This window comes from Methylobacterium sp. CM6257, from assembly GCF_054611515.1.
Map to the genome: position 1 here is coordinate 4790775 of NZ_CM137735.1, position 12118 is coordinate 4802892.

The window sequence follows — 12118 nt, forward strand, 5'->3', positions numbered from 1 at the left end:
ACCGCGCGTCCGGGGCAAGACGCCGGAAACCAGTCGATTGTCAGGTTCGAATGCTGTCAAACCGCCGCGCAATCACACGCGCGCTCTGGTCCAACGTTCTGGGGGATCAGCGAACCACCGGCGACCAACGGTCACCACCGACCTTATAGCCGTCCGTCTTAACGAACCGTTCGCGATCTTCAAGCCGACTCTAGCGTTCCCCGGCAGATGCAACAAGCATTTTTTCGATGCCTGGAGCGTCCCTCCAGACTTAGGCATCCCTGTGGCCGGATGGAAGGTCCTGCGCGAACCGAAAGCGCAGAACCCTGTCATTCCCGGCGAGGTCGCGGACAAGGCCGCAATCCGCGAAACCGGCGGCGCGTGCGAGACGCCGCACCGACTCCGCCTGATCGTAGCCGATCTCGACGATGAGCGTTCCCCCCGGTGCGAGGAGCGCCCCGGCCCGCACGCCTTCAAAGATGCTACGGTAGGCGTCGAGTCCGTCCGGACCTCCATCAAGGGCGGCCACCGGATCGTGTACGCGGACTTCTCGGGCGAGGGTCGGGATTACGGCCTGCGCGATGTAGGGCGGGTTCGAGACCACGAGGTCGAAAGCTCCTCGGATGCCCTCGCACCAGTCTCCGGCGACGAAGGCCGCCCGGTCGCCGAGGCCGTTCATCACGGCATTGATGCGCGCCACGCGAAGAGCAGCCGGCGAGCGGTCGAGGCCGACCCCGAAGGCGGCAGGCAGTTCGCTCAGAAGCGCCGCGAGGATGCAGCCCGAACCGGTACCGAGATCGAGACAGCGCAGGGGCGCGCTCCGGTCCGGCACGGACGCCACAGCCGATTCGACCAAGATCTCGGTGTCCGGGCGGGGTACAAGGGTCTCGGGTGCCAGCTTGAAGGGCAAACCCCAGAACTCCCAGGCACCCAGGATGCGGGCGACAGGCTCGCCCGCCAGTCGCCGCGCAAGGGCGGCGTCGACAGCCGCCGCTTCGTCAGCATCGAGCGGTCGCTCCCCGTCGAGGAGCAGGTCGCGCGTCTCCAATCCGAGGACACCGAGCAGGAGGAAGCGCGCATCCCCCGCGGCTTCAGCGATACCGCCTGCATCCAGGCGCTCTGCACACCATCGCAGGGCCGCGCGGCGGGACAGGGCTTGGCTCGACCCGTCTGGCACGGCAGGGCTCAGGCCATACCCTCGGCGGCGAGGAGTTCCGCCTGGTGTTCGGTGATGAGGGCATCGACGACCTCGTCGAGGGCGGTGCCTGCCATGACCTCCTCCAGCTTGTAGAGGGTGAGGTTGATCCGGTGATCGGTCACTCGACCTTGCGGGAAATTGTAGGTGCGGATCCGCTCACTGCGGTCGCCCGAGCCGACCTGCGCCTTTCGGTCGGCCGCCCGGGCCGAGTCCTTGGCGTTGCGCTCGGCCTCGTAAAGCCGGGCACGCAGAAGTGCCATGGCGCGGGCGCGGTTCTTGTGCTGCGACCGCTCCTCCTGGACGAAGACCACGATGCCGGTCGGGATGTGGGTGATGCGGATCGCCGATTCCGTCTTGTTGACGTGCTGACCGCCCGCGCCCTGGGCCCGCATCGTGTCGATCTTCAGATCTGCGTCATTGACGACGATGTCGACGTCCTCGGCCTCCGGCAGCACCGCGACCGTGGCCGCCGACGTGTGGATGCGCCCCTGCGTCTCGGTGTCGGGCACCCGCTGCACCCGGTGGGCGCCGCTCTCGTATTTGAGCCGCGCGAACACGCCCCGGCCCTTCACCTCAGCCACGACCTCGCGGAAGCCGCCGACCGTGCCCTCGCTCTCCGAGATCACCTCGACGCGCCAGCCCTTCGACTCGGCGTATTTCGCGTACATCCGGAACAGGTCGCCAGCGAACAGGGCAGCCTCGTCGCCGCCGGTGCCGGCGCGGACCTCCAGGATCGCGCTCTTCTCGTCGGCAGCATCCTTGGGCAGCAGCAGGAGCTGGAGGGCGCGGTGCGCCGCCTCGAGCGCGTCCTGCGCCTCGGGCTTCTCCTCCGCGGCCAGCGCCCGCATCTCGGGATCAGTGCCCGGCTCGTCGATCAGCGCCTCGACGCCCGCGAAATTCTCCAGGGCCGCGCGATAGTGACGAATCGCCGCCACGACGGGATCGAGGTCGGACAGCTCCCGCGAGAGCTGGACCACGGTCTCGGGGTCGATCTCGCCCGAGGCGAGCTGCGCGGTGACAATGTCGTGCCGCGCCAGGATGGCGTCGAGACGCTCGGTGGGAAAGGGGATCATCGCCCGTGTTTCTGCAGGTCTGCGCGCGGCGTTCCGGGCCGAGCGCCAGTCACGTTTCGGGAGCGGAGGAGCGTGGCTCGGAGGGGGTTCGACCCGGCAAGACGTCCTCCCAACCCACGCCTCTTCCGTTCGAGACTGGAAGCCGCGGCGCGCCGTCCAAAATCGTCGTCGCGTTGCCCGTACAACCCTCGCCGAACTCTCGGCAAGGGTTGGGCTGCCGCTTAGATAGGTACGCCGTGCGCGTGCGCGAAGGCGGTGAGCGCCGGGCGCAGGGAATCGCCGTCGTGCATGCGGGCCATCTCCGCGTCGATGAGCTCGGCCACGGCGCCGGCATCGAGGCTGAGCACCATCGCCTTCACCGGGCCGATGGCGGCGGGCGACATCGACAGGTTCCGGTAGCCGAGGCCGATGAGCGCCATGGCATCGAGGGGCCGGCCACCGATCTCACCACAGACCGTCACCGGGCAGCCGGCGGCGTTCGCCCGCTCGACGATCAGCCGGAAGGCCCGGAGCGCCGCGACGCTGAGCGGATCGAACCGGTCGGCCACCCGCCGGTTCTCCCGATCCACCGCGAACAGGAACTGCATCAGGTCGTTCGAACCGACGGAGAGGAAATCGGCCTCCCGGGCGATCTCGTCGATCTGGAATAGCAGCGACGGAACCTCGATCATCGCGCCGAGGCGGCAATCGGTCGGAAGCCGGTAGCCGTGGCGCTTGAGATAAGCCTTCTCGCGCTCGACGATGCCGCGGGCGCGGACGAACTCGCCCACCGTGGCCACCATCGGGAACATGATCTTGAGTGGGTCGCCGTCCGCGGCCTTGAGGAGTGCCCGAAGCTGCATCCGCAGGAGCGCGGGCCGGTCGAGGCCGATCCGGATCGCCCGCCATCCGAGCGCCGGGTTCTCCTCCTCCAACTTGGCCATGTACGGCAGGATCTTGTCGCCGCCGATGTCGAGGGTTCGTACCGTCACGGGCTTGCCGGCCGAGGCCGCGAACACCTTGCGGTAGAGCTCCTGCTGCTCCGCCGCGGACGGCATCCGCTGCGCCACCATGAACTGCAGCTCGGTGCGGAACAGGCCGACACCCTCGGCACCGGTCTCGTGCAGATGGCTGAAATCGACCAGAAGACCGGCATTGAGCTGCAGACCGACCCGCACTCCGTCGCGGGTTTGGGCCGGCACGTCGCGCAGCGCCCGGTACTGCTCCTGCCGGCGGGCGCGCAGCCGTACCATCTCGGCATAGGCGGCCTCGACCTCGGGGCTCGGTCGGACATGGATCTCGCCGGCCACGCCATCGACGATGATGGCGTCACCGGCATCGCAGAGCGCGGTGGCGTTCTCCACCTCACCCACGGCCGGGATACCCAGCGCCCGGGCGACGATGGCCACGTGGCTGGTTGGACCACCCTCCTCCAGGACGATGCCGCGCAGGGTCGAGGCCTCGTAGTCGAGGAGTGCCGCCGGCCCCATGGTACGGGCGACCAGGATGGCGTTCTCGGGCAGGACCATTACGCCGGCCGCCTCGGGGCCGATCAGCGCGCGCAGAAGGCGATTGGCGAGATCGTCGAGATCGTGCAGCCGCTCGCGCAGATACGGGTCGGACTGGCGCATCATCCGGGCGCGGTTGTCCGACTGCACCCGCTCCACGGCGGCCTCGGCGGTCAGGCCGGACGCGACCGCCTCCCGCATTCGCCGGAGCCAGCCCTTGTCGTGGGCGAACATCCGGACGGTCTCGAGCACCTCGCGGGATTCCGCGGTGCCGATCCGGTCGCCGCGCTCCACCAGGGCGTCGATGGCCGAGCGCACCTCCTCGATCGCCTCGTCGAGACGCGCGACCTCGCGCTCGACGTTCTCGGCGATCAGCGTCTTCACGACCACGCGGGGCTCGTGCAGCACGACGTAACCGAGGCCGATGCCGTCGGCGAGCGCGATGCCGCGTGCCAGCACCGGGCGGCGGGCCGCGGTGCCGGCGTCCGGGGCCAGCCCCTCCAGCTCGCCCGAGGCGATCATCTCCGACAGCACCATGGCGGTGGTCTGGAGCGCCTCGATCTCCTCCTCGGAATAGACGCGATAGGTCTTGTTCTGGACGGTGAGCACGCCGAGCGTGTTGCCGGCGCGCAGCAGCGGCACGCCCAGGAAGGCGTGGTAGGCTTCTTCGCCGGTCTCTGGCCGGTACGAGAAGGCCGGGTGGTTCTGGGCGTCCGAGAGGGAGAGCGGCTCGGCCGTGCGGGCGATCAGGCCGACCAGACCCTCGTCGGTGCGCATACGAGTCTGGTGGACCGCCTCGCGGTTCAGACCTTCCGTAGCGAACAGTTCGAGGGTGTTGTCATCTCGCAGCACGTAGACCGAGCAAACCTCGGCCACGACATTGGCGGCGATCAGGACGACGATCCGGTCGAGGCGCGCTTGGGGGCTGACCGGCTCCGCCATCGCTTCGCGGAGGCGGCGCAGCAGCAGGCGCGGGCCTCCGGGCGCAGCGGGCATCGGTTCGTCGTTCCAGCGTCGGTGAGTGGCCTTGGCGTCGACCACCCTGCAACCTTGGCGCCAAGCTCGGGACAGATGGCGCCGGATGGACCGTGCCGCCGGTCCCAGAATGTCTCTGGGAGCGACGAAGCGGCCCGTGACTGTTCAGTTCACACCACGTGATCCGCTCGAAACCGCGTCGTCCCAGGCTCAGGCCTGATCCAGGCCGTATAGCGAGTGAAGCGTGCGCACGGCAAGCTCCGTATAAGCAGCATCGATCAACACTGAGAACTTGATCTCCGACGTGGTGATCGCGCGGATGTTGATTCCCTTCTCGGCGAGCGCCCGGAACGCCTTTGCGGCGACACCTGCATGGCTCCGCATTCCGACGCCGATTGCCGAGACCTTCACCACGTCCGTGGCACCCTCGATCTGGGCATAGCCGATATGCGTCCGGGCCTCGTCCAGGATCGCCCGGGAACGCTGGTACTCAGCGGCCGGTACCGTAAAGGTCATGTCGGTGGTCGACTGGTCGCCCGACACGGTCTGGATGATCATGTCGACGTTGATGTTGGCGTCCGCCAGAGGCCCGAAGATGGCGGCTGCCACGCCGGGGCTGTCCTTGACCTTGCGCAGGGTGATCTGCGCCTCGTCCCGGGAGAAGGCGATCCCGGTGATGATCTGCTGTTCCACGATGTCGTCCTCGTCGCAGATGAGGGTGCCCGGGCGCGCGGCGTCCGGCGGATCGAAGGAGGACCGGACCGTGGTCGGCACCCGGTGCACCATGGCGAGTTCCACCGAGCGGACCTGCAGCACCTTGGCGCCGAGCGACGCCATCTCCAGCATCTCCTCGAAGGTCACCCGCTCCATCCGGCGGGCCTTCGGCACGATGCGCGGATCGGTGGTGTAGACGCCGTCCACGTCCGTGTAGATGTCGCAGCGCTCGGCTCCGATGGCCGCCGCGACCGCCACAGCCGAGGTGTCGGAGCCGCCGCGGCCGAGCGTCGTCACCCGGCTCGTCTCCGCGTTCATGCCCTGGAAGCCGGCGATCACCGCCACCTCGCCCTGGGCGAAGCCGTCCGCGAGGTTCTTCGGGTCGATCTCGACGATGCGGGCCGAGCCGTGCGCGTCCGAAGTCACGACGGGAATCTGCCAGCCCTGCCAGGAGCGGGCCTTGATCCCGTCCTTCTGAAGCGCGATCGCGAGGAGCCCGGCGGTGACCAGCTCACCCGAGGCCACGACCGCATCGTATTCCCGCGGGTCATAAAGCGGGTTGGCGTCCTTGACCCAGTCGACCAGCTCGTTCGTCTTGCCCGACATCGCCGACACGATGACGGCGACGTCGTAGCCGGCCGCGACCTCGCGGGCGACGTGGCGCGCCACGTTGCGGATTCGGTCGACATTGGCGACGGAGGTTCCGCCGAATTTCATCACCAGACGGGGCATGGTCTCTTGATCGTGGGTTCCCGGTGGCGACTGGAGGGCCGCTTCGAGCCGGTCCGGACGGTGCCCGGCGGGTACAAGCGGCTTGGTGAGGTGTCAACAACCGGCCAAGCATGGCGCCGGCGCGCCGCGGCGACGGACAGGGGTCGGCGTGCTAAGGCGCAGGCACGACTTACCACGGCGGCGCATGCCCGCCGATCCGCCTCGGGGCCGCGCGCGCAATCGTTCGCGCAAATGGCGTCCCGGGGCCGAATCGTGCGGGACAGGGCCGGCTTTTCGACGGATCAGGCATGGACAGGGCAGGTACGGACCAAGCCACGGGAGGCTTCGTCGATCGCAGTGAGGTCGCGCGTTTCGATGCGCTCGCCGCGACCTGGTGGGATGAGACCGGTCCGATGCGGGTTCTGCACCGGTTCAACCCCGTGCGGCTCGGCTACATTCGGGATGCCCTGTGCCAGCGGCACGGGCGTGATCCGCGGGCTCCGTTCCCCTTGGACGGACTCTCGATCTGCGATGTCGGGTGCGGCGGCGGCGTCTTGTCGGAACCCCTGGCGCGCCTCGGTGCCAGCGTGACGGGCCTCGATCCGGCGGAGCAGAACATCACAGTGGCGCGGGCGCATGCCGAGCAGGCAGGCGTGCCAGTCGAGTATCGCGGCGAGACGATCGAAGCCGTCGTCGCCTCAGGACGGACCTTCGATGCCGTCCTGATCATGGAAGTGGTGGAGCACGTCTCGGACATGCCGGCCTTCGTGCGCACCGCCTGCGCCGCCGTGAAGCCCGGCGGGACGCTGTTCGCCGCGACTCTCAACCGCACGCTGCGGTCCTTCACGCTGGCCATCGTTGGGGCGGAGTATGTCCTCGGCTGGCTGCCGCGGGGCACCCACGATTGGGAGAAGTTCGTGACGCCGAACGAACTCGCCCGCGCGATCCGGGCGGGCGGCCTCGACGTCACCGACACGACGGGCGTCGTCTACAATCCGATCACCGACAGCTGGCGCACCGGCCGGGACACGGCGGTGAACTACATGGTCGCAGCCGAGCGCACCGCCTGAACCGGGCGCCGCGAACGCCGTTGGGGTCGCGGCGGAGGAACTGGCGATGCTTGAGAAGATCCCCAGCGTGGTGGGCGAGGCCTTGTCGGGCCTGAAGGCTGGCCTGGAGAAGACGGCCTATCGCGCCACCTTCCCGGATGTTCAGGAGTCGCTGAGGCTGACGAGCCCGGCCTTCGCAGACGGGACGGACATGCCCGCCCGCTACACCGCGGACGGTGAGGGTCTATCGCCGCCCCTCGCCTGGAGCGGCCTGCCGGCGGGCACCTCCGCCCTGGTCCTGCTGGTCGAGGATGCGGGCAGTCCGACGCCGCAACCCTTGGTTCACCTTATCGCGTGGAATCTGCCGCCCGATGAGGCGGGCCTCGCGGAAGGTGCGCTTCCGAGCCCCGACCACCGGGCCGAGACACGTCGGCTCGGCAGGAACAGCTTCCTGCAGCCGGAATGGCTGCCCCCGGATCCGCCGAGCGGGCATGGCCGGCACGATTACGTCTTTCAGATCTACGCCTTGCGGCAGATGCTGGATCTGTCCGAAGCCCCCGGCCGCAGCGCGCTCCTCGGCGCCATGCGTCCCCACGTCATCGGAAAGGGCATGCTGATCGGCGCCTACGCTCGTCCCTGAAGGGGCTGGACAAAGGGCGTGCTTGTGCCGAGGACCGCACGTCGGTCACGTTGTGCGGCCCTGGATGCAACGGTATCGTGTCGTCCGGAACTGCCTGTCCGGGCAGCCATATCGCACCATGACTGGAGATCGGGCCTGTGGGCGTCGACGCGCGGCCGAAGCGGCGGAGCAGCGAGAGCGTGGCGCGCGCGCTCGCCGCATCGAATGTCGGCACCTGGGAGTGGCATATCGCGGACGACACTATCCGCTGCGACGCGGCCGCGGCCACGATGCTGGGCATTCCCCGCGGCAGGGGCAGTCGCGGTGCCAGCTTCTCGCTCTTCCTGGAGCGTATCCATCCGGAGGATCAGCGGCGCATCGGGCTGATCATCGACGATCTCCGCCGCCAGGGTGGACTGTACATCGCGCAGTACCGGACCATCCCCGAGCCAGGGGAGGTCCGTTGGATCCTGGCGCGGGGCCGGTTCAGCCTGGATGCGGACGGCGTCCCGAGTGAGGCCCGCGGCATCGTCATCGACATTACCGAGAGCAGCCAAGACGGCTTTGCCGACGAATCCTCCCTTTGCGCGACGGATATCCCGACCGGCGGGATTGATCGGGTGGCCGAGTTGGCCCTGGCGCTGTTCACCGCCGCGGAAGAAGGATTGCCGCGGGCGAATTTCGAGCGGCTGAAGCCGTTGCTGGACGGAATGCTGCTCGAGGTCGGGCGGCAGCTCGTCGGTGCGCCTCCGGTGCCCAACCTGGACAGCATCCACTGAGCGAAGCCGATACGGTCCCCCGCCTGCGGCGCCTTGCCTTGCCGGGGCGAATCCTGATATGGCGGCGCCATCCCGCGATGCGTGTGCCGTGATCGCCGGGCGCGACACCGCGTCCTGCCTCGCCACCACGTTCCCGATACCCCTTCCATGGACGGCCCCACCGGGCTCGAGAGACCGATGAAGATCCGCAACTCCCTCAAGTCCCTGCGCGGCCGTCACCGCGACAACCAGATCGTGCGTCGCAAGGGCCGAGTCTACGTGATCAACAAGACCCAGAAGCGCTTCAAGGCCCGCCAGGGCTGAGACGGACAAGCCCGGCCGAGGTCGGGCTCCGCTCCCGCGAAAACAGCCGCACCCGGCCGGGCGCGGCTGTTTTCGCATGCGCGGCACCGCGGCACGTTGACGGTCGCAGGGTGTAGGCACACTCTGACGCCATGATGCCGCCTCGCTTCCTCGCCGCTCTGGTCTGCCTGTCGGCCGTGGCGGCCTGGTCTCCGGCCGCGCAGGCGGTGCCGGATACGAACCGGCCGGGCCGTTCGGCCTCCGAGGCGAAGCCGGCACCGAAGCCGCCGAGCCTCGACGACCTGTTCGCCCGCCTACGCGCGAGCGAGGACCCCGCGGAGGCCAAGGGCATCGCCCGAATCATCGTGCGACGCCTCGGCAGTTCCGGCAGCCCGACCGCGGATCTGCTCACCGACCGCGCTCGTCAGGCAGTCACGGCGCACGATTTTCCGCTCGCCGCCGAGTTGATGGATCGGGTCACGGCCCTTGAGCCGAACTGGTCCGAGGGCTGGAATCGCCGGGCGACGGTGTTCGCGCTCCTGACCGACCGGGACGACGCCATCGCGGACCTGCAGCGGGCGCTGGTGCTCGAGCCGCGCCACTTCGAGGCCTGGGCCGCGATGGGCCGGATCTACGAATCGCAGGACGACAAGGCTCGGGCGCTGGCCGCTTACCGGCGGGCGCGGGCGATCTATCCGCACATGGACAAGATCGGCGAGGCGATCGACCGCCTCGCTCCGGAGGTCGACGGCCGCGATCTGTGACCCGAGTGATCGCCGTTCTCCTCACGATCCTGGCGCTGCCCTTCGCAATCGCGGGCCTCGTACTGGCGGTCGGCGCTCTCGTCAGCCTCGTGATCACTCTGCGCGCGGGCGCGGAGTACCCGCCGGCCGGCCCCTTCGTCGACGTCACGGGCGGGCGGCTCGCGACGATCCAAGCCGGCCCGGCGAATGGGCCGCCGATCGTGCTCCTGCACGGCGCCTCGGCCAACGCGTCCGATCCGATGGAGGGGATCGGACGTCGGCTGGCCGCTCGAGGCTTCCGCGTCATCGCCTTCGATCGTCCGGGTTTCGGCTGGAGCGACCGGATCGCCGGGAGCGCGGCTGCCGCGCCCACCGTGCAGGCGCGGATCATCGCCGAGGCCCTGGCGCGGATGGGCATCGGCCCCGCCATCGTGTTCGGCCATTCGTGGGCCGGCGCCCTGGCCCTGGCCCTCGCCCTCGACCATCCGGAACGGGTCTCAGGCCTCGTTCTCGCCGCGCCCGTGGCCATGCCGATGCCGAATCGGCTCCCGGATCTGCCCTGGTACTGGCAGCTCGCCGTGGAGCCACCGGTGGCTTGGCTGCTCAGCCGGACGGTTGGCCCCCCGCTGGCCCGTCATTTCCTGCCCGAGGCCGCGCGACGGGTCTTCCTGCCCCAGCCGGCAATGCCGGACTATCCCGAGGCGGCCCGAGCCGCCCTGGTTCTGCGGCCCGGGACTTTGCTGGCGAACGTGCAGGACCTGCTCGGCCTGTCCAGGGCCCTAGCGATGCAGAGCCCGCGCTACGGCGAGATCAGCATCCCGACATTGGTCATTTCCGGAGAGGCGGATCCGATCGTCCGCAGCGACACGCAGGCCGTGCCGCTGGCAGGCGCCATTCCCGGGGCGCGCCTCGTTCTGCTCCCGGGAATCGGGCACATGCTGCAATTCGTGGCCTCGGAGCGCTTGGCCGACGAGATGGCTCGGCTCTCCGAAACACTGACAGCGCAGGCTGTCCCGGCCGCAACGCGGTAGGTCCTACGCCTTCTCGGCGTGCTCCCGGGTGATGAAGGTGAGCCGGACGAGGTTGGTGGCGCCTGGGGTGCCGAAGGGAAGGCCCGCGACCACGATCACCCGATCGCCCACCGCGGCGAACTTCTCCCGCACGGCGAACTTGGCGGCGCGGAACGACATGTCGTCCACGTCGCTGGCATCCTTGGTGACGATCGGATGGGTCCCCCAGGCGAGCGCGAGCCGGCGCGCGGTCTCGCGCCGCGGCGTCAGCGCGATCACGGTGGCGTTCGGGCGCTCGCGGGAAAGGCGGAGGGCCGTCGAGCCGGAATTGGTCCAGGCCATGATCGCGTCGAGATTGAGGGCGTCGACCATCTGGTGGGCTGCCGCCGCGATGGCGTCGGCCGCCGTCTCGTCAGGGGTCGCGCTCTGCGCCCGGATGATCGACCAGTAGATCTGGTCGCGTTCCACCTGCTCGGCGATGCGGTTCATCGTCTCCACCGCGCCGATCGGGTGGGCACCCGAGGCGCTCTCGGCCGAGAGCATCACGGCGTCCGCGCCCTCGTAGACCGCAGTGGCCACGTCGGAGACCTCGGCGCGGGTCGGGACCGGCGCCGTGATCATCGATTCGAGCATCTGGGTCGCGACCACCACGGGCTTGCCGAAGCGCCGGGCGCCCCGGGTGATCCGCTTCTGCACGCCCGGCACCTGCTCCAGCGGCATTTCCACGCCGAGATCGCCGCGGGCGACCATCAGCCCGTCGGAGATCTCCAGGATCTCGTCGAGCCGCGTCAGTGCCTGAGGTTTCTCGATCTTGGCCATCACCAGGGCGCGGCCGGCGCAAACCTTCTTGACCTCGGCCACGTCCTCGGGCCGCTGGACGAAGGACACGGCGATCCAGTCGGCACCGGCGTTCAGGCCGGCGTCGAGATCCGCGCGATCCTTCTCGGTCATGGCCGGGACCGGGATCACGGTGTGGGGCAGCGAAACGCCCTTGCGGTTCGAGATCCGTCCGCCGACCTCGACGCGGGTCACGGCGCGATCAACCGACGTCTCCAGCACGGTGAGCCGCAGCTTGCCGTCGTCGAGCAGGATCGCGTGTCCTGGCTCAAGCGCCTCGAGAATCTCGGGATGCGGCAGGTGGCAGCGGGCAGCGTCGCCCGGGGTCGGGTCACCGTCGAGCACGAAGGTGGCCCCGGTCGCGATCATCGCGGCGCCCTCCGCGAAGGTGCCGAGCCGCAGCTTCGGCCCCTGCAGATCGACCAAGATCCCGATGGGGTGCCTGGCCTCGCGCTCGATCGTCCGGATCGCCTCGACCTTTTCCGGAAGCTTCTCCCGGGGAAGATGGCTCATGTTGAGCCGGAATACGTCCACGCCCGCTCGGAACAGCCGTTCGATCATCTCCGGCGAGTCGGAAGCCGGCCCCAGGGTGGCGACAATCTTCGTGCGGCGCGAGCGTTTCAAGCGTAGTCCTCCGGGTGATTTAACGGCGAGCGTGGAAG

General features: G+C 69.1%; 11 protein-coding genes. 6 read left to right on the forward strand and 5 right to left on the reverse strand.

Features of this window, described 5'->3' with window-relative positions; translation table 11 throughout:
* Positions 1–250: 250 nt before the first annotated feature.
* From prmC to ACYCO6_RS23285, 4 genes are all read right to left on the reverse strand, one after another.
* On the reverse strand, positions 251–1156 hold the full coding sequence (gene prmC, locus ACYCO6_RS23270; RefSeq protein ID WP_459763730.1) for a peptide chain release factor N(5)-glutamine methyltransferase: 906 nt from the start codon (positions 1154–1156) through the stop codon (positions 251–253).
* Positions 1157–1164: 8 nt separating this feature from the next.
* Positions 1165–2250, reverse strand: coding sequence for a peptide chain release factor 1 (gene prfA, locus ACYCO6_RS23275; protein WP_459763732.1), 1086 nt, complete (start codon positions 2248–2250; stop codon positions 1165–1167).
* Between the two features lie 221 nt (positions 2251–2471).
* Complete coding sequence (gene ptsP / locus ACYCO6_RS23280; protein WP_459763734.1) at positions 2472–4733, reverse strand: phosphoenolpyruvate--protein phosphotransferase; 2262 nt, start codon at positions 4731–4733, stop codon at positions 2472–2474.
* A 189-nt stretch (positions 4734–4922) separates the two neighbouring features.
* The gene (locus tag ACYCO6_RS23285) at positions 4923–6158 is read right to left on the reverse strand and encodes an aspartate kinase (protein ID WP_459763736.1); all 1236 of its coding nucleotides are present in this window, start codon (positions 6156–6158) and stop codon (positions 4923–4925) included.
* Positions 6159–6445: 287 nt separating this feature from the next.
* Here ACYCO6_RS23285 and ubiG point away from each other — a divergent pair, with 287 nt between their 5' ends.
* From ubiG to ACYCO6_RS23315, 6 genes are all read left to right on the forward strand, one after another.
* A complete protein-coding gene (gene ubiG / locus ACYCO6_RS23290; protein WP_459763738.1) occupies positions 6446–7207 on the forward strand; it encodes a bifunctional 2-polyprenyl-6-hydroxyphenol methylase/3-demethylubiquinol 3-O-methyltransferase UbiG in 762 nt (253 codons plus the stop codon).
* Between the two features lie 46 nt (positions 7208–7253).
* Positions 7254–7826 carry a YbhB/YbcL family Raf kinase inhibitor-like protein gene (locus ACYCO6_RS23295; RefSeq protein WP_459763740.1) on the forward strand — a complete coding sequence of 191 codons (573 nt, stop codon included), beginning with the start codon at positions 7254–7256 and terminating at the stop codon, positions 7824–7826.
* 137 nt (positions 7827–7963) lie between these two features.
* Positions 7964–8584 carry a PAS domain-containing protein gene (locus ACYCO6_RS23300; RefSeq protein ID WP_459763742.1) on the forward strand — a complete coding sequence of 207 codons (621 nt, stop codon included), beginning with the start codon at positions 7964–7966 and terminating at the stop codon, positions 8582–8584.
* Positions 8585–8761: 177 nt separating this feature from the next.
* Positions 8762–8887 carry a type B 50S ribosomal protein L36 gene (gene ykgO / locus ACYCO6_RS23305; RefSeq protein ID WP_056222898.1) on the forward strand — a complete coding sequence of 42 codons (126 nt, stop codon included), beginning with the start codon at positions 8762–8764 and terminating at the stop codon, positions 8885–8887.
* A gap of 131 nt (positions 8888–9018) precedes the next feature.
* On the forward strand, positions 9019–9630 hold the full coding sequence (locus tag ACYCO6_RS23310; RefSeq protein ID WP_459763745.1) for a tetratricopeptide repeat protein: 612 nt from the start codon (positions 9019–9021) through the stop codon (positions 9628–9630).
* Positions 9627–10640, forward strand: coding sequence for an alpha/beta hydrolase (locus ACYCO6_RS23315; protein ID WP_459763747.1), 1014 nt, complete (start codon positions 9627–9629; stop codon positions 10638–10640). The genes ACYCO6_RS23310 and ACYCO6_RS23315 overlap by 4 nt, the downstream gene beginning before the upstream one ends.
* A 3-nt stretch (positions 10641–10643) precedes the next feature.
* Here the strand turns inward: ACYCO6_RS23315 and pyk are convergent, their stop codons facing one another.
* Positions 10644–12080, reverse strand: a complete 1437-nt coding sequence (pyk, locus tag ACYCO6_RS23320) for a pyruvate kinase (protein WP_459763750.1) — start codon at positions 12078–12080, stop codon at positions 10644–10646.
* Between the last annotated feature and the right edge of the window lie 38 nt (positions 12081–12118).

What these genes read in the sequence shown, in the direction of transcription:
- ACYCO6_RS23285 (WP_459763736.1), bottom strand. Translation starts at nt 6,158, where the DNA reads ATGCCCCGTCTGGTGATGAAATTCGGCGGAACCTCCGTCGCCAATGTC.
- prfA (WP_459763732.1), bottom strand. Translation starts at nt 2,250, where the DNA reads ATGATCCCCTTTCCCACCGAGCGTCTCGACGCCATCCTGGCGCGGCAC.
- ACYCO6_RS23310 (WP_459763745.1), top strand. Translation starts at nt 9,019, where the DNA reads ATGATGCCGCCTCGCTTCCTCGCCGCTCTGGTCTGCCTGTCGGCCGTG.
- ACYCO6_RS23295 (WP_459763740.1), top strand. Translation starts at nt 7,254, where the DNA reads ATGCTTGAGAAGATCCCCAGCGTGGTGGGCGAGGCCTTGTCGGGCCTG.
- ykgO (WP_056222898.1), top strand. Translation starts at nt 8,762, where the DNA reads ATGAAGATCCGCAACTCCCTCAAGTCCCTGCGCGGCCGTCACCGCGAC.
- ubiG (WP_459763738.1), top strand. Translation starts at nt 6,446, where the DNA reads ATGGACAGGGCAGGTACGGACCAAGCCACGGGAGGCTTCGTCGATCGC.
- ptsP (WP_459763734.1), bottom strand. Translation starts at nt 4,733, where the DNA reads ATGCCCGCTGCGCCCGGAGGCCCGCGCCTGCTGCTGCGCCGCCTCCGC.